The organism is Glaciecola sp. 1036 (assembly GCF_050306235.1).
Lineage (GTDB): Bacteria > Pseudomonadota > Gammaproteobacteria > Enterobacterales > Alteromonadaceae > Glaciecola.
This window is the reverse complement of the sequence record NZ_JBLWFH010000005.1, coordinates 64,454-84,826: the sequence shown is the minus strand read 5'-3', so window position 1 is coordinate 84,826 and position 20,373 is coordinate 64,454. Positions and strand designations below refer to the sequence as shown.

The window sequence follows — 20,373 nt, the reverse complement described above, 5'->3', positions numbered from 1 at the left end:
AAAACTCATTCCTCTGCGCTTATGTATTCGGCCCACAATTGCTGTTCAAACATAAACCACTTTTGGTCAAATGTCGCACTTTCATAATTGCTAGCTCTGCCATTTACAGTTCGAATGATCGCTCTAATTTTTTCTAAAAACGGTTTATGATCATTCAACTGAGACCAAGGAAGCTTCCTTATCACACGTAAAACTTGGCCTTCTGTTAATTTAGATAACTTCTGATCAAGAATTCCTATCACCACCTGCCAATCGTTTTCTGCAGCCCTCTCAAGCAATAGAATCTGGCTTTCATTGGGCTCATCCACGGAAGAATATAGCTGGTTCAATATTAAACGTATTTTTTGCGAGATAGAAGTAGTGGAGTCCGAAGCTGACTGACAAAGACTTGGACAGTCTTGATACCATAGGCTCAATAATGCTTGTTTTTGTTCTGACTGCATTTTATCCAGTCCATTGACTATGCTTGGCCAATGCAATTGACCACCATTAAGGCTTTTCAATATTTTTATGCCTTGCTCTGAATTAGCCAATAAAAATGTCGAAATTTCTAGATGAGTCAGACGCTTGAATAAACTAGCGAATTGAGAGTCATCATAGTTGTCGAGCCAGCGGTTAAGCAATAAGTTTACTTGAGGAGGTGTTAAATTAAAGCCGCTTTTTAAACCTGTTTTGTCAATCAATGACAAGGATTCGGGAGTAAGTTCTTGCGCTATTATTTGGCTGTATCTAGAAGAATTTTTTCCATTTTTTAGTTGGCTTTGCAACATATAGGCAGCCAGTACTCTTACCTTTGTGTCTTCACTGGATAAATAATTTGATATCAAATCTGAATTAGCTGTTTGAACTAAGTTCGCCATTAACAATTCAACTACGCTAGTCCCCTCCAGCTCAAATGGCGTTGCCTGATTAAAAAACTCTCTTAATTGACGGCGATCTTCGGCAAGAAATACCGCGTAATCGTTTTTGGTCACTATGTAGCTGACCACAGAAATCCTCTTCTTTTTGTCTAAACGAATAGTAATAGATTGCAAAGCTGATGCTAAATCCAAAGATTGCATTCGTTTAAGTGCAATCAAACTTTCCGCAATTAACGCCGATTCCATGGATGTTTCAAGAATATCATCTAAGATTGGTTTAGCTCTGGAATCTCTAATATTTCCAAGGGTATTTATAATCGCAGCCTTTACTTCCTTCGAACTTTCCTGGGCTAAACTACTTAAAAGTTGAACTGTTATACGCCGATTTTCCGCTTCACCTAATGCGTTAAGAATACAAAGTTTGTCCGCATTATTCGCTCTTCTGAATTGTTTTATCAAAGGTGCCACTAACAGCTGCTTACTCAAAACCATAGCTTCTTCTTCATGAAAAATAGCTTTGAAGGCGTCCATGCTCCTGCACAAAGCTTCTCCCTGTAAACCCTCAATAAATGGAAGAACCCAACGTTCTGCATATTCAGGTTCAATAGATTGCAAATATTGGATCAAGCTTTGTGACAAGATGTCACTGTCATACTGTAAGCTCTTTTCTATTATGTACAGATTTAGCCAATAAGGATTTATGGTATATCGATCAAACAACGCTGTTTTAGTTTCAGGACTTAAAAATTTCCACACTTGATCAAGCAGAGGTATAAAAACTTCTGCACTGGGGTTTTGCATATCTAACCAAGCCAGTTGTTTATCTTGAGGTAAACCTTGAATCTCTTGTAAATCCTTTAGAGGTCCATAATTGACCGACATAGGTTGAGTTTTTGCTATCTGCTCTAAATTACCTTCTTGGGTAACCAAGTAATACTGATTAAGATCTGTGAGGGTAAAATCCAAAGATTCACCACTAGACAATGTAATTTGTAAGATCCAAGCGCTAGTTTTTGGCAACACAAATAATAATCGACCATCACTTTGCAAAAAGCCATTTTTTGCGAAGCCATTTTGTTGCTTAAGCTGATTTTCTCCAGCGACCAAAGTTACTAATGCTTGGTCGAATTTAGCAGATCGAGGCAACTGCAATCCAATCCAAAACTCAGGGGCTGGAAAACTGGTTTTTTGCAGTAAAAATGGGCCGTTATTATTCGCTGTTATTAGCTCTAAACTCCCATCATTATCAACATCAATAAATCCTGCTCCTCTAGAAGATTGAGGGAGAAAGGCTGACTGTTCTGTAGATTTTTCAACGAATACATTTAATTCAGTTTGCAGTAAAATTCGATTCGCTTGCCCAATAACAAAATGACCACTATCTGACATTGGCATTATTCCCCCAGCGCCAATGAAGTAGTCCGAGAGTCCATTTCCATCCAAATCTGCAGCTGCACCTCCCCATTCATTGGTTTGAATTGATAGTCGTCTATCCGTTACTTCACTGGCGACAGTCTCCCATAGCTTAGTTTCAGTATTAAAAAAATTGAGTTGGCTAGCAGTTCCGGATTTTCTACCTAAATAAGCCTGCATATTAGCCCTTTTATCTGAAACATAGGGTTTAGAAAAAATCATCAAAGGTGTGTTATCAGCAAAAAATAAACGATAATCACCTAAGGCTTCTGAGTAGCTATTTCTTGCCGCTAAAAAAACCCTACTCCTAGAATCGAAGGCATTGGTTACAATGATATCTCGCTTGCCATCAAAATTTAGATCGACGAAATAGCTGGATAAACTACGTCCAACACCACTGGTAAACACGGGATCATCTGCAAGTTGGAAATTCAAAGGTTGCTTAGGGTCTTGGAAGAACATTTTATTGGGTTGGGAATCAAATAAAGCCGCTTTAAAATTGACTTGATTTTGAATAGAAAAACCTTGTTCAGATTGTTCTGTCTTTTGGCCCTTTGTGTAATTAATAAAATGACTACTGTAGATATCAAGAAAACCGTCATCATTAAAATCGGCGACTAAGGCGTGAATGGGAAAACTTTTTTCTCCTGTAGCAATAAACTGGTCATCAACAAAAGGCGAGTTGCTTTGTGTATCAAGGATTGTGTTATTTAAAAGGATTTGGTGACCAGAAAGGTGGGTAATGACTATATCCTGAAAACCATCATCATTTAGATCAGCCGCATGACAGTTAATACCTTCTTGATTGGCCAAACTCGTGTTTTCAATGGCTACTGATTTAAAGTATCGGCCTTGCACATTAAGATGCAATGTATAAGTGCTAGGTTTTGCCCACCATGCTGGACGACCGAATTCCCTTTGGAATCCGCCACCGCTTAGGGTTAAGAGATCTTGAAACCCATCGTTGTTGACATCAAGTACACAAGCGCTCGCACTTATAGTTTCTTTGATCGAACTAATTTTACTCGATGAATACTTATGCCTAGCAAAAATACCATATCTGGCACTAATAGATTCTAAGGTAAGGTTTTCAATCTTCGATTGGTGTAAATTTGGCGGTACAAATTCTGGAGAAACTACTTGAGCATAGCTAGTATGCACTTGCAACATGAACGGCGTTGCCATGCACCATATTAAAGCTTTTAAGTGAAAAGATAAGCTGTTCATTCCATGTCGCATTAATCTGTATCCACAAGGGAACAGAGAATGACAAATTTATACAAACTTGACAACTGTCAATAAAATTATCATATTTAAGTCTAATTGATATCGTTTACATTTTTTTCACATTATTGCTAAGCTATTGTTTTTACGATTATTGATCCTTTTTCGAAGAAAATCCGTATTGTCAGCTTTTTTTACATAAAATAAACCTATCAATTGTATGAATATCAAATAATATATATTTTTCAATACGTTATGTATTTCCATCTTAACTGGCATGTTATTTGTTTTGCATCTACACTTGCTTTATAAATTGAATGGATTTCTAGTTATGTTTCGTATCTCAACTTTAGCTGCAACAGTTGTACTAACGGTTTGTTTGCTTGTCGCATCTTTTTCATCTAATGCTGTCATTTTAGAATACACAGTTGAACAAGGAAGTAGCGCAGGTGTTATAGACTACAATATGGAAATTATTGGCGAAGCCTCTGATGGCGATAATAATGAATGGTTCTTTGAAATTTGGTTGCCCTTTTCACACCAAATCAATATGACCAACACATCTTCCAGTTTAACTGAATATGGCACTTCAGATTCTCTTTGGTTCTTTGAACTTTTTGACACATTGAATCTTGGAGGAACAATCTTCCCAGTGACAGTCAGTATTTATGAAGATTACTCATCAATTGCTGGGTTTAGCTCTACTACAAGTTTTAGTGGCCTAACATTCTCGGTTTTTGATTCTTCTTTATCTGCCACAAACGCCCCGCAGCTGTACTTGGATATTTTCGATTACAATTATGATTTAGTCGACTCCATATTAGGCACTAACGTAACACCAACAAATAGTGTAGCTAGTCCGTCAGCACTGTTTTTGATGCTTTTATCGGCTGCGTTTTTAGCTTCTTCTCGTCGTTTTAAGCGATAAAATAAGTCCATCTAATTTGTAAATTAAATGGACGTAAAACATTGATGGGTCCACAGGTTATCCTTCGCCGATAGTGTTACTGTGAATTTGCAAAACTTGGGCTTGTTTAAAACTAGTATTACATCTCAACAAGCCTTTTTATGCTGAACCTAAATAAGGGTCGGCCTAGGATAACAACATGCGAAATATTGTTAACTCTCTAGTAGCAGTTCTATTCTTATCTTTATTCACTCTTATACCCACCCAAGCAAATGCCGAAGTTCAACTCCAAGAGCTCCGGCAAATTAGTGCTACTAGGGTCAGCCGAACCGATTTCGAAATCGAATACGAAGTTCACGTGGTAAATCTAGACACTTCTAAACAAAACGTAAAAGTCAATATTACCAACGCTGACCCAATGACCACTGTGCTTGAGGGTAATCTTACAATTAAAAATCTGACCCCTGGCGAAATTGCAGTCGCCAATCAGTATTTAAAAATACGCCAAAATAGACGTGGTCAGCTTAACTTTGATAATTTTGTGTATGACTTCACTTTTGAAGAAGTCGAAGAGCCTGTTGGCACTGATAATGACGGTGATGGTGTCACTTTAGAAGCAGGCGACTGTAATGACAATGACGCAACGGTTTATCCTGGCGCTACAGAAATCCCTAATAACGGTGTAGATGAAGATTGTGATGGTGAGGATCTTATTATTCCACCCAGTTTCTCTGTTAAAATTCTCACACCGGATTCACTTTCAACTTTAGGTGTGTCCCCAGTTAATGTTACAGGTTCAGTGACTGATGCAAACGGCAACCCTTATTTAAACCCAGTCACACTAACTCTGAATGGTGTACCTATTAGCTTAGATAACGCTGGCTTATTTTCAGCTGCAGTTGACCTAGAAGAAGGACACAACACAATAGTTGCTAGAGCAGTTGAAGGTACTACTCAGGTGACTGATAGCATTTCTGTTTCTTTAGACTTAACGCCACCAACATTAACACTAGACTCTCACACAGACGGGCAAAGAGTCAGTACACCTAATGTCACTATAACTGGATTGGTCAATGACATCGTTCGTGGCACTGTTGAAAACAGCCAAGTAACAGTCACCGTAAATGATGAAGCAGCAACTGTTAGCAATCGTAGTTATGCTGCTACTATCGAACTAGCTGAAGGTGTTAACCAAGTCAGAGTCGCAAGTTCAGATCAAGTGGGTAATTTAAGCGAATTAACCTTTAATTTAAATTATGTGCCACCCTCCACTGATAAAGTAGTCTTGGTATCCGGCCAAAGCCAATCTGCGATTATAGAAGAACTTTTACCTCAACCTCTTACGGTAAAAGTGGTAACAGCTACCGACCAGCCAATCGCCAATAAACCAGTTATTTTCCGCGTTGTTCAAGGGTCTGGCAAAGTTGGTGTTAACTCAGATTTTGAAGGTCGCGCAATAGTTGCTCACACTGATGATGATGGTGTTGCATCTACGCAATTTGCCATAGGCCAGCGTGTTGGTTTACAAAATCAAAAAGTAAGAGCCTCTGTGGTTGGTTTGAATAGTGAAGTGGTATTTACCGCAACGGCTTTAGGAAAACCGGCAAATAAACTAAGTGTGAACTCAGGTAACAACCAACGCGGCGGTGTAGGTCAACCACTAGCTGAACCTTTGGTAGTAGTTGCCACTGATGCTGGTGCTAACGTAGTTGAAAACGTTCAAGTAGAATTTAAGATAGTAAAAGGCGGGGGTAAATTCGGCAACGGTCAATCTACCTTTACTACACTAACGGATTCAGATGGTCGTGCTTCGGCGGAATGGGTGTTAGGTTATCTTGCAGGCCTTGACGCTCAAAGAGTGACAGCAACAATAACATCCAATACAAATGCAAATTTACTTACCGCGGGCTTTGCTGCTACAGGTTTTCAACCTCAAGAAGCAGCATTGACTAGTATCAGTGGCATAGTATTGGATAACCAAGATAATCCTCTTGAAAACGCTACAGTGTCAGTTGAGGGTACTAACCGTCAGGCTACTACAGATGCAAATGGTAAATTCTTAATTGAGCAAGCCCCTGTTGGTCCTGTACATCTGCTGGTCGATGGCTCAACCATAGTCACCGACGGCGAATATCCTACTTTATCTTTTAACCTTGTAACGGTAGCGGGTGTAGAAAACCCAATGAGTAGTCCGATTTATATGGTTAAGTTAAACACTGAAAATGCGGTTTATGCTGGCTTAAGTGATGTTACCTTAGAGTTAGAATCTTATCCTGGCTTTGCTTTGGAAATGAAAAAAGACTCTGTCACTTTCCCTGATGGTTCAAGAGAAGGTTATGTATCTGTCACACCAGTAAATGCTTCGAAAGTTCCTATGGCGCCGCCGAATGGGATGCAACCTCAATTTATCGTAACCATTCAGCCTACGGGCACTAAGTTCGATCCACCGGCTCGATTAAGCTTACCAAACGTAGATGCTCATCAGCCGGGTGCCCAAGTTGAAATGTATTCTTACGACCATGATTTAGAAGAGTTTGTCGCTATCGGTTTAGGTACCGTTAGTGAAGACGGCTCTGTGGTTAAATCAAACATTGGAGTGGGTGTGGTAAAAGCCGGTTGGCACTGTGGTAGTCAACCTGGTGGTAGTGGTTGCTGTGAAGGCGGCAACGATTGCGGCTATTGCTACAACAAAACTGATGGATGCCCAGGCGGATGTGAGTTTGTTCCTACCCGCCCTGCTGAAAATCAGGTGCCAGGTAACTGTCAAACTGAACTGTGTTCAGGCAGTCAACCTAATGATGGCGATGCGCCACCAGATGAATGCGGCACTTGTGAAAATGGTGCACCTGTTATTGACGAAGATCAGCCATTAAATGAGCAACAACCAGATGACTGTAAAGAGCTTCTTTGTGGTGGCGGCTTTAATCCTCAAGATGAATCAGCAGCAGTAAAAGCCAAAGAAGGGCAAGAATGTAAAACCTGTAGTGAAGGTAATATTGTTAACGATGAAGACGGCATATCTTGCGGTGATGGCACAGACGCACAATCTTGTTATACCTGTAAAGACGGCACTTGTGGTAATCAATGTAACGCCAGTACACAAAAAGTTGTTGTGGAGAGTACTGGCCCCGATTTCGTAGTGAAAGCTATTGCAGACTTCCAGAATAACTTCCCAAGCACACCATGGTTTAAAGCGGATTTCCAACCCTTCGTAGAAATTCAATTAGAAACTGGTGAGCAATGCTGTAAAGAATGTACGCCAGAATCAGCAGATCCTAAGCCCTATAAAAAGTTCATTGGTGGCGCAGGTGTGCAATTCGATGTGAAAGTTACACCACCTTGGTTTGGTGGTATTTTTGAAATGCCGCAAAAAACGGTTCTTGGATTTACCTTGAAAGCAGAGATCTTTGCTACTTTGGCTGGGGCAAATATAACCGGCAAAGCACAAGGCCAAGTATCTTTCACCGATGTGGAATGCTTAGAACCTGACTGTGGCAACTTTACTCTAAATGCCAATATTGATGGTAAATTTGGTCCGCAAATCGATGGTACTGTTGCTTTATTAGCATGTAACAACCCTGATTGTGACGGAAATGACAACCCTGCCATTGTCGCAGTGCAACTTAAAGGCGGTGGTACCTTGAACGTGAAAGGGTTTATAGGTGCTAACTATGCGTCATCACCTGAATGTGGCAATACCTGTATAGGCGCCAAATTGGATCCAATTGATATTACATTTAACGTGCAAGCGTCAATGGAAATATTATTTAAGAAAATATCTTACTCTGCAGCTTCACCTCCTTTCAAAGTCTTCGACGGTTTAACCATAGGAGGGTGTTAACAAGATGAGCAAGGGAAACCCTAAAATGAAGTTTCAAAAATTGAGTTTTTCACTTGTCTTTGGGGTGCTTGTATATTCAAGCACTTCTTATGCTCAGCAGATGTGTGTACCTTACACAGATAATGGTTCGGTAGTGGGGGCTTTACCACTCGCTGCTGAATCTAAAACCGCCAATGCGAAAAACGCACTAACCAATTACATTAAAGCAGCAAGCGATCCTGAAAAAGACATTTTTAGAGCAGTAACCAAGCTTGATAGTAGTGATGTGCACATTAAGCAGCAGTTAAAGGAAATGCCCGACCTCTTTTCTTCATATAGCGGAATAAAAGGGTTTGAACCTGAACAAATGCTTGCCTTTGGTAATTACATCATGTTTTACGCTAATTATGATCATGTTTCCGGACAAGCCAAATTGTTAGAAACTGTGCTTTGCACAAATTTGTGCCAAATTAGCAATATAATGGAAAGACCCCAAATTCCTGAAGATTTAGTATCTAGGTTTTTCCAACAAATTCGTGTAAGAGCCAGTAAAGCAAAAACCTGTGAACAACCGCCGGGTTCAGTCGTCAATGTGAATCCTAGTTTGCAGCTAAACGCAAATAATCCTTTGTCGATAGGGTTTAGCGATCCTGTTTATAAAAAACCTTTATCTAACATAAGCGCGCTTAATTGGGGAACTCCAGCAGGCCTAGATACACCTTCTTCATGCGATAAGTTGTTAGCCACTACTTTCAAAGGTCGTTCTACGGACGAAACTCGTGGCCCCATTACCCAAGAAGAAGCTGAAATGTTTGTAGAGCAGTGTTCAGTCAATATGAACATTAATTCAGCTATACCAGCAGTTACATTAGCAAATGGCAAGCGTGAAATGATGACCTCATGGGTCTTTGCTTCTCTTATTGCTGACGCTACTAGGTTAGTTGAAGTTAGTCGGATCAAAAATTCTGAGCACGAGTTTGTAGTTGTGAAACTAGAAGGACAAAATGAATATTTGATTGCTTTGCCATTTGTTAAACAGGGCAATAAAACCCTGCTTGATTGGAGCCAATACGGCACTGCTGTTGGAGAGGTATTAACAACTTCACCAATAGCACAGCTTTATAAGCAGAAGGTTACCAATTAAGCATGGAAAAAGAGCTTTTTGAGTTCTCGAATGACTCGATTAATAAAGGTGTGAAAATGCTTTTTATTAGTTTGATGTTTCCGGTCTCAATTTGGTTTTTTACTGATTATTTGGTCAAGGGCGCATTTGAAGGTTATTACACATACATATACGCGGCCACGGCTGGAATGAGTTTATTGATAATTTTGATTGCTGTAATTCCAAGTTTGACCAAAAAGCGAAAGCTTAAAATTTGCATAAATGAAAAACGTATTAAAGTGTTTTTTACTGATTATCAGGATTATGAATTACCTGTTAATCAAATAGTTAAGATAAGAACTGTGCGTCGAGCACAAGATACAATGATGCAAGAGTTTTTTTTGATTGATAAGCAGGGCACATCCCATCAAGTACCGCATTACTTGGATGTTCCCATGCAAAAAGTTATTAAGACATTAATATATATAAATCCACAGATTGAACGAGTTGGCGATGTTAGATACTAGCATGTTAAACAATATGTGGCAGGACAATAGCATAAGGTAAGACATCATGAATAACTGTCTATTTAAGTGCATAACCGTCGGCTTGTTATTTTCACCCGTATCATTATTTGCGGCTGACGTATTAGAATTGGATGATACTTGTGTCATCAATGTGTTGAACCGTACAGTCTTTGCCGAAGAAGATGGAAGTTTCGCGCTACCCAATGTGCCGTCCAACATGGGTGCAATTAGAGCACGAGCGACCTGTGCAAGAGACGATGGTGTTGTCTCAGGTCAAACTGAATACTTTACTGTAAGAGAAAATCAAAGTGTAAATGTTGGTGAGTTTTATATAGACGAACAACCACCAACCCCTGTGTCTCTATCACTTAATGGTATTGCAGAGCCTCTCAACTTATTTGCCATTGATGAAACGTCTCAATTGACGGTTACGGCCACTTACAGCGATGACTCAGTTCAAGATGTTACTTTAGCAAGTCAAGGCACCAACTACACGTCTTCAAATAACGCTATTGTCACCGTATCATCAGATGGTTTGATCACGTCAAGAAGTCTTGGCTTTGCCCTTGTTACCATTCGCAAAGATGGTGTTTCTAAGGTACTACCGATAAACATTTTCAGTTTAGGCGATGCCGATAACGATGGCATTCCCGACGATATAGAAACAGCTTACGGGTTAGATCCGAATGACCCTGTGGATGCATTTGAAGATCTGGATGGTGATGGCCTATCAACCGTTGAAGAGTTCAATTTAGGCACAGACTTTTTCCTCTCTGATACTGATGGAGACGGTATTTTAGACGGCGAAGAAGTAAACGCTGGAGAAGATGGCTTTGAAACCAATCCATTATCCGCAGATACCGATAATGACGGACTAAGTGACGGCATCGAAATCATCGTTGGCAGTGATCCAACAGATGCTTCAGACACCAACTTTGAAGCTGCTTTAGTGGGTTTAACATCCACTCCTGAAAATGTGGTAATGACCTTTAACGGCATAGATACCGAAGTCAGTACTCAAGTAACCATCTCAGGCTTACTGATAGATGGAACGGTTTTAGATCTTACCAGCAACGCTAATACTTCCTACACATCATCTGATCTCACTGTAGCTAGTTTTGGTTCTGTGCCTGGAGAGATATTTGGTGGCCAAGCTGGCAACGCAGTTGTTACCGTCTCCAACTCTGGTAAGTCTGTAGACATTAATGTTTCTGTCCGTCAATTCGAAGCCAGCGCGCAATCAGCTATAGCGATTCCTGGATATGCGAATAATGTTGATATTAGTGGCGACTACGCCTTTGTTGCGTCTGGAGCCGAAGGCTTAACCATTGTAGATGTTGCAGACAGAACATCTCCATCTATAGTTTCAACCCTAGATACAGCTGGTGTCGCCATAGACATTAAAGTTGTCGGCAATACAGCTTATATTGCTGATGGTGAAAATGGCGTTGTTGTAGTAGATGTCTCTGATGTTACAAACCCACAATTGATTAGTGTCGCCGACACCGCTGGCGTCGCTCAAGACTTGGCGATTATGCTAGATGTCTTAGTAGTCGCAGATGGTAACCAAGGCATAGAAATTTTTGATATTTCTAACTCAGAACAACTGATTTCACGTTCTACACTGGGATTAAACGGAACCGTACGCGGTGTTGCTATTGAGCAAGACTTACTAGTTGCAGTCGCTGGTTCAGCCTTGGTCACCGTAGATATTAGTGATGTTTCTAGCCCAATTAGTCTTGCTAGTCTAAATATTGGTACTGTCCAAGACGTGGTAATAGACAATGGCTTTGCGCATGTTGCAGCTTACTCCCAAGGTTATCGCGTTGTGGACGTTAGACAACCTATGTCACCTACTATAGTTGGCGGTGACAGAAGCATAGTACCTCGTGATGTAGCACTAACTCGCAACTTTGCCTTCTATGCAGAGCAGTTGTTCCCGAATGTAGTCGCTTTTGTTAATATTTTTGACCCACTTGATCCTATATTCCAAGGCACCATAGATTTATCTAGCTTGGGCGATTATGCAGGAACAGGGATAGCGCTCGATGCAAGCTATGCTTACATAACGGAGGAACGTTATGTTGTAAGCCGCGATTATGGCGTAAGTGGCGATACCAAACTCTTTATCGCACAATACCGTGATATCAATGATAACAACGGTGTTGCGCCTACGGTTAGCATTTCAAGCCCTGGACAAGGTGAAGTAGTTGTAGAAGGTGAACGATTGACTATAGTCGCTGACGCTCAAGACGACGTAGCCGTTGATCAAGTTCAATTTAGAATCGATGGTTCAGTGGTCTTTGTTGATACTTCAGCTCCTTACTCAATGGTTTTAACTGTCCCGTTTAGCGACTCAGGCCTAAATATTGATGCAATAGCGGTTGACTTAGGTGGCAACGAAACCACAAGTGAAACCATCAATATTGAAATCCAACCCGACACTGACGGTGATGGCTTAGGTGACGACGAAGAAGCCAATACCTACCTTACGGATCTGAATAACCCTGATACTGATGGCGATAGATTGACTGATGGCTATGAAGTTCAAATCGGTTCTAATCCTTTATCTACAGATTCAGATGGCGATGGCATTGAAGATGGCGACGAAGTTGATAATGGCACTAGCCCAACTAACCCAGACACAATTAAACCCGTGGTTTCAAGCACGGATCCAGAAATTGATGCTGTGGATATTCCCGAAGCAAATCCAATCGTTATTGTATTCAACGAGGCGTTAGATGCTAAATCTATTTCAAATACAACAGTTACTGTATCTGAATTAGTAGACGGAGCACCTGTAATTGCGGGTTCAGTTACACTGTCCCAAGCAAACACTCAGGTTACTTTTGTACCAAATGATTTATTAGGTGACTTTACTACTTATCAAGTCATTGTAGCTGGCGCGCGAGACGAAGCCGGCAACATGATGGACGATTATGTGTTTGCCTATACTACTGGTAATTTTGTGGATACCGTTAGACCTTCACTGCTCTACTCTAATCCAGTAAACGGAGCACAAGACGTACCTACTAATACAGTAATTAGTGCACTCTTGTCTGAACCAGTAGATCCAGCAACAGTTACAGCTACCTCTGCATATGTCTACGACTACACAACTGGTGGTAATGTTGAAGGTGTTCTGTCGATGAATGAATCAAACGACGGCATCATTTTCGTTCCTAACGCTCCCTTAACTGTTGGTGGTAACTACTTGTTGGTACTAACTACTAACATCCGAGACTTTTTCGGTAATCAAATGTACAGCACCAATGCTAGTTTTAGAATTGGCTTTGACGACGATTTCATGGGCCCAGAAATTACGAGTATGTCTGTAGAAGAGGGGCAATCAGAGGTTCCTCTAAATGCTAGATTCAACGTTAGATTTAACGAACCCATCAATCCACTAACAATTAAAGGCGTCAAACTAACAGATACGAATTTCAATGAAATTCAGACTACTAGAACTCTCTCCACAGACAGAACTTTGGTTACGTTAACACCTACGTCTGTGTTAAATGCGAGCACCAGTTATCAATTAGTCATTAATGAAATTCAGGATTTAGGTGGCAACTTAAATACCAGCCAAGTTGTAGTGGGCTTTACTTCTGGCACCGAGTCAGATACACAAACAGGTGAGTATTTAGGCAGCAATATCCCTTCTAACTCATCTGGTGTATCACTAAATCCAGAGATTGTTTTCAGCTACAGTGAAGCTATTGATCCAACGACTTTAACACCTGATACCTACTATCTGTACGATTCGGGTAATGGAAAACGAGTTCCAGGCGCAATCACATTATCTGAAGATGGCACTCAGGCTATTTTCACAGCCAATGAAGAGTTACTACCATCTAGACGTTATTACATGTACGCAGGTTACAGCCCTTATTTTCAAGACATAGCAGGTAACATCCTACGTGCCAATCGCAGTATTAATTTCTACACAGGCGATGCTTCCGATGATATTGCACCTGAAGTTACTACAACTAGTATTTCATCTGGTGCTTCAGACATACCTGTAAATGCACGACTTCGAATCCTCCTAGATGAGCGCGTCAGTAGCCTATGCTTAGCTGAGATTACTCTTACAGACGGCACTAATAACGTCCCAGTTTCAATATCGGTAGACAACGGCAATCGCTGGGTCACTGTTACTGCTAACGAAACCTTAGCCGCCAATACTGATTATCAACTTAATATTGAAGGCTTATGTGATTACAGTGGCAATGAAATTGCGCCGACCTTTATTAGTTTCACAACAGGAAGCGACCTTGTAGATAATGTCGCACCTACACTGCAGACACGTTCACCTGCCACTAACGAAACTGATGTAAGTGTTAACCAAAGTGTGCGTTTAGAATTTAATGAACCTCTAGCGAATGACAGCACATTCCAGTTGTATGACTATGATGCAAACTTACTAGTTGAAGGTGAGATTACGGTAGACGGCAATTCGATTACCTTTACACCTGATTCTCCATTACGCGGAAACACTAGATACCGAGTTTACATTTATTCTCAAGTTTATGACTTTGCTGGGAATGTAAGAAGTAGTGGCAACTATTATTTCTACACAGAAGCTTTAGCTGATGGAATGGCCCCATCAGTAGTTGCAATATCTCCTGTAGAAGATGCTATCGACGTAAGCCCCACATCGACCGTTGTACTAACATTCAGCGAACCAATGAATACCAGTACTATCAACAATAATAATATTGCCTTCTATATTGATGGTGTTGTACAGAAGCCTTCTGTATCAGCTTCGGCAACAGGCGAACAAGTTACCTTAAGCATGACCAAACCAGCCTCTAGCCTAGTAAGCGTAGTGATTACCGATGACGTAACTGACCTATCTGGTAATCCGATAGCACCTTTCATTAGCTCCTTTACTACAGGTAGTAGTAATAGCGATAATAGCCGTCCTTCGGTATCTCGCCAATTACCTGCAAATGGATCTAACAACTGGCGCGATATTAATGAGGTTCTCTTATACTTGAACGAGCCTATGGATGCGGCGTCATTAGAAGCAGCAGTTCGCGTCTCTGAAAATGGTATTTTGATAGATGATTTAGGGCAAGTTGAAGTATTAGAAGATAACCAGACAGTTAGATTCGTTAAAGATACGCCTTTCAGTGAAAATGCTCGAATCAATATATTCTTAGAAACTAACGCAACCGACCTTGAGGGTAACCCTGCAAACTTCTACAGTGGTTATTTCAACACAGCGCCGTCTGAGTCTGATTTAGTAGGTGTGCGACCTCAACTACAAAGTTACTACCCAAATTATAATCAATCAAATCTTCCATTGAACCCGCTGTTGATACTACAGTTCAATGAACCAATGGATGATACAACCTTCACTGATCAAACTATACGATTAGTATTAAGTTCTCAGGATGACGGTGGTATAGACGAACCTTGTATAGATGACGACTGTCCAATCGATGTTGCAAGCGCAGAAATCGGTAACGCAGAGATAGGTGATGCGATACCATTGAATTTCGCTTATGACGAGCAATCACGTCAGCTAAGAATTACACCAGCTGAGTCTCTTGAAGTAAGCAGCACCTACTATCTTGAAATAAATGGCGCTCAAATCTTCGATACTGACGGTGATAGCTTAGTTTACTATTATAATAATTACTTCAACACCTCAAGTGACGCTGTCATAGATGAGAGACCTCCACAGGTAATTAGTCAGAGTCCGTTTATGGGAGCTGAAAATGTGGGTACCAATGCTCAATATGCAGTGCGCTATGATGAAGGAGTTAACCCACTCAGTCTTCCGTTTGAAAGTGGGACAGACCGACGCATCAACATTCAATTTAGTGACAATAACACCCTGGTTACTTACACGAGATTAGGCAGTTTGGCGGCAAATTCAGCCATAACCGAAGAAGCGCCGTCTTTTGTAGATGATGCTGGTAACGCAAGTGTAGATACTCAAACTACTTTCAATACAGGTAATGGTTCGGATATTTTACGTCCGCAGTTTATTACTCGAAACATTCCGGTGAATGCTATTGATATCCCTGTTAATACGAAGATATCAGCAAGCTATGATGAGAGCATAGACCCTACAAGAGCTATGACGTCGAATTCTTATCTATACGAAAGAAGCACTGGTACTTACTTAGCCATGCAACTTGAACTAGATACTGACGGCAAAACCGTCAATATGATACCGCAAGAACCATTAGAGGTCGGCGTTCAATACGATACTTACTTCTACGACTTATACGATTTAAGCGGAAATTCTGTAAGTGGTGTGTATCAGTCGTTTACTACAGGTTTTAACGCAGATGTGACTGCACCAGTATTGTTAGACCAGTCGGTAGAAGATGGTCAAATTGGTCTACCTACAAACACGCGAATTAAATTGGTATTTGATGAAACTATTGATACCAACGAACAACCAACAATTTCCTTGGTTGATATGGGTGGACAAGCAATTCCATTTAATACTCGATATGAAAGAGGTAACACTGTTCTAGTTGTAACACCTAAGACCTTATTACCTGAATTGACTGATATCACGCTTACCGTTGATGGCATTAAAGATCTATCCAATAATGAAATTGATAGTCCAATAGAAATTAATTTCACGACCAAAGATCAGGTAGATATTCGAGAGGGAGCATTCTTAGGCACAAACATGCCTACTAATAGCTCTGATGTGGCATTAAACCCTGAAATTACCTTCAGCTACGGTGAGCCTATAGATTCAACCAGTATTTTTGAAGATACTTTCTATTTGTACGATTCAGTCACAGGCAGAAGAATTTCAGGCTCTCGTACCTTGTCCGAAGATGCTATGAGTGTAACCTTCACGCCCGATGCAGAACTTGAGCCGCTACGTAGATATTATTTGTATGCAGGCTATAGTCCATACCTTCAAGATTATGCTGGAAATCGTCTGACCCCAAATAGAAGTATTTATTTTACTACCGGTGATTCCTCGGATAACACAGCGCCAACAGTTACTGATAGCAATATTCCGGAAGGATCATTAAATATTCCAGTAAATGCTAGAATACGGGTATTACTGGACGAAAGGGTTAGTAGCTTATGTGTGGGAGATGTCACCCTAACTGATGGTAGCGGTGAGGTACCCATTTCAGTATCAATTGAAAGTGGTAACCGCTGGTTAAATGTAATTGCTAGTCAAGAATTAATGGCGAATACAGCTTATCAGTTGAATGTTGAGGGTTTGTGTGATTACAGCGGAAACCTAATATCTCCAACAACATTGAATTTCATCACTAGTGCTGAAGTTGCAGACACAATTGCTCCAACATTACAGACTCGAATTCCTGAATCGAACGCCACTGATGTAAGTGTTAATCAGGCAATCATATTAGAGTTCGACGAAAATATTGCCAATGACAGTAGCTTCCAGCTATATGATTACGATGCAAACTATATTGTTGAGGGTAATATCACTGTTGAAGGTAATAGAATCACCTTTACACCAACGGACCCATTACGTGGTGACACTAGATATCGCGTTTATATCTATTCACAAGTATTTGATTTTGCAGGAAACGTAAGAAGCAGTGGTAACTACTATTTCAATACAGAATCTTTGGTTGATAATGTAGCGCCTGCGGTTACTGCGATTTCTCCGGCGACCGATACAGTTGATGTTAACCCGGATAGCAATGTGGTACTTACGTTTAGTGAGCCGATGAATGCTAGCACGCTGAACAATAACAACATCGCGCTATACATAAATGGCGAAGTATATCGACCTTCTGTTTCACGCTCAGCTTCTGGTGAACAAGTAACTCTTAGTGTGGGTAAACCAGCGGGTAGCCTAGTGAGTGTAGTTATTACTGATGAGGTTACAGACCTCGCAGGTAATCCAATTACCCCATTTATTAGCACCTATGTCACAGGTACCAATTACACTGATAACAGTCGTCCTTCAGTGGTAAGACAATTACCTACCAATGGTTCTTCAAATTGGGTGGACGTGAATGAAGTGCTATTGTATCTAAGTGAACCTATGGATCCTGCTTCTCTTGAATCAGCGTTACGGGTCACCGAAGACGGCATGCTGATTGATGATCAGGGCGTCATAGAAGTGCTGGCTGATAACCAAACCATCAAGTTTATTAAAGATACGCCGTTTGCCCAAAACGCTAGAATCGGCGTTATTTTAGAGAGCGATGCTACTGATGTTCAAGGAAATGCTGTTAACTACTACAACGGTTATTTCCGAACAGCACCAGAAGAAAGCGATTTAGATGGAACCAGACCCTATATTACAGCAAATGCACCCTTCAATAACGCTGGCAATATTCCGACAAACGTAGAGTTGATGGTTCAATTTAATGAACCCATGGATTCCAACTCAATCTCTACATCAACTGTGCAGCTATATAACCAAGATACTGGTCAACAATTAAGTGTTACCGCAATGTTGAACGATACCAACAACATTCTTAGTGTGGTTCCTGATGACTTATTGCTAGCTGATACTAGGTACTATTTGTTCATTAGTTATTTATTACTGGATACAGATGGGGATTCGTTAAATTATAATAACTATTTATACTTCACCACAGGAGAAGTAGCTGAAGCTGACGAAAGACAACCAGTAATAGTAAGTGCTAGCCCAGTAGATGGCAGCACCGAGGTAGGCGTCAATCCGAGATTTGGTGTACTCTATGATGAACCTGTAAATCTGCTGTCTTTACCGACCGAAACAGGCACTGATCGTCGTATTAACCTAATGCTCTCAGAAAACGATACCTATTTGACCTATGAGCGACTAACTGCCTTTGATGCAGAAACGAGTATTACGGAAAATCTTCCTGAGATTTCTGACTATGCAAGTAACACAATGGCCGCTCAATCGGTGAGCTTCACAACAGCTTCCGGACCTGACCTAGTTAGACCTAGTTTGGTATCGACGTCTATTCTTAACAATGAGTCGCAAATACCCACTAACTATAACTTTAAGGTCTATTTCTCAGAGCAGATTGATCCTACAACTTTAGTGGGTTCTAATTTCAGACTCTATGATTATCAATCTGGCAATTACGAAGCCTTCACTGTGTCTATTGATAGCAGCTATCAATCTGTTTCAATACAACCTGTAGAAGCGCCTGAAGCCAATGGACGTTATCAAATCTATGTAGGTAGTGTGAGAGATTTTAGTGGTAATACGTTGTCCAATACTCGATACACCACCTTCACACTGGGCGCAGACGAGGATAACCAATCGCCAGTGTTAGTCGACGCCAACATTAATGCGGATGACATTGTTCCAGTGAACACTGTTCTTCGTTTAGAGTTTGACGGTGCGTTGGATCCAAGCAGTTTGGACGATGTGACTCTAATCGATGAGTTTGGGAATGCTGCAGCTATAAATGTAAGCTTCGGAGAATCGCGCTCATTCATCGTAGTCAGACCGGTTAACTTACTGTCAACAGATACGGCTTATCAATTAACATTAAGTAATGTGGTAGATATCGCTGGAAACCTGATTGACGACGATTTAGTACTAGATTTCACTACCACTAATACCGTTGATTTCACTCGCGATGACGTGGTGAATTACAGCATTTTGCACAATGCTGTTAACGTGCCTCGCAATGCGATTATAAGTGTTAAAGTGTCAGATAGAATTGATTCAACCACTGTAGTTACCTACTCCGCTGGCGGAAGTATATATCTGTATAACCGCACAAATGGAACTTATCCAGCTGGCCAAGGACAGGTGTCTTCTGATGGTCAAACAATAACTTTTGTACCAGACGCTTTACTGGGTGAAAACAAACAATATGACCTCTACGTCAACTACAGCCCTTATCTCTACGATGTCGCAGGTAATAGACTGTCCAATAGTAGAAGTTTGCGTTTTACTACTAGTGACCAGTTCGATAATACACCACCAGTGGTCGTTAATACTAGCGTACCAGACGGTTCAACTGATTTGCCGGTAAACACTAGACTCGTCGTGACTTTTGACGAACCTATCTCACCTAATTGTGTAGATAACATTAGTCTACGCAATGGACTAAATACAATAGACACTAATAATGTGCTCAGTTCAAATGGGACGGTAATTACGCTAACACCAACGGCAATATTGCCGACTGCTAGTAGTTTTAATTTAGTAGCCTTTGGATTGTGCAACTATACGGGTAGCTCGTTGAATTCCACAATAATGAGTTTCTCAACTTCAGTTTCTGACGTTCCTGATACTGTTGCTCCAGCGTTTTTAACTATTACTCCTGCGCAAAATGAAACGGATGTAGCTAGAGATACCACGATTGTACTTGAGTTTAACGAGCCCATTTCGTCACACTCTAACATCGCTGTTTTCAACGGAAGTACTCAGGTAGAAGGCAGTATCCAAGTCAATGGTACGACTTTGACCTTTACGCCAGCAACCGACTTAGATGCAAATATTCGATATAGGGTTGACATAAGATCTCGTATTTTCGATTATGCTAACAATAACCCTTATTTCGGGGATCGCTATTTCACAACCGGAGATTAAGAGT

The 20,373-nt window shown here is 40.8% G+C and carries 6 protein-coding genes; 5 read left to right on the top strand and 1 reads right to left on the bottom strand.

Annotation, left to right across the window (positions count from 1 at the left end; all coding sequences use genetic code 11):
- Positions 1–5 precede the first annotated feature (5 nt).
- On the bottom strand, positions 6–3,500 hold the full coding sequence (locus ACNKW3_RS09030; RefSeq protein WP_427398968.1) for a HEAT repeat domain-containing protein: 3,495 nt from the start codon (positions 3,498–3,500) through the stop codon (positions 6–8).
- Between the two features lie 328 nt (positions 3,501–3,828).
- Here ACNKW3_RS09030 and ACNKW3_RS09025 point away from each other — a divergent pair, with 328 nt between their 5' ends.
- The 5 genes from ACNKW3_RS09025 to ACNKW3_RS09005 all read left to right on the top strand — a co-directional run bounded on the left by ACNKW3_RS09025 (position 3,829) and on the right by ACNKW3_RS09005 (position 20,369).
- Positions 3,829–4,425 carry a hypothetical protein gene (locus ACNKW3_RS09025; protein ID WP_427398967.1) on the top strand — a complete coding sequence of 199 codons (597 nt, stop codon included), beginning with the start codon at positions 3,829–3,831 and terminating at the stop codon, positions 4,423–4,425.
- A 178-nt stretch (positions 4,426–4,603) separates the two neighbouring features.
- Entirely contained in the window at positions 4,604–8,245 is a 3,642-nt protein-coding gene (locus tag ACNKW3_RS09020) for a carboxypeptidase regulatory-like domain-containing protein (protein ID WP_427398966.1), read from the top strand.
- Positions 8,246–8,270: 25 nt separating this feature from the next.
- Positions 8,271–9,368 carry a hypothetical protein gene (locus tag ACNKW3_RS09015; protein ID WP_427398965.1) on the top strand — a complete coding sequence of 366 codons (1,098 nt, stop codon included), beginning with the start codon at positions 8,271–8,273 and terminating at the stop codon, positions 9,366–9,368.
- A 2-nt stretch (positions 9,369–9,370) separates the two neighbouring features.
- On the top strand, positions 9,371–9,853 hold the full coding sequence (locus tag ACNKW3_RS09010; RefSeq protein ID WP_427398964.1) for a hypothetical protein: 483 nt from the start codon (positions 9,371–9,373) through the stop codon (positions 9,851–9,853).
- 46 nt (positions 9,854–9,899) lie between these two features.
- Complete coding sequence (locus ACNKW3_RS09005; protein ID WP_427398963.1) at positions 9,900–20,369, top strand: Ig-like domain-containing protein; 10,470 nt, start codon at positions 9,900–9,902, stop codon at positions 20,367–20,369.
- The last annotated feature ends 4 nt before the right edge of the window (positions 20,370–20,373 follow it).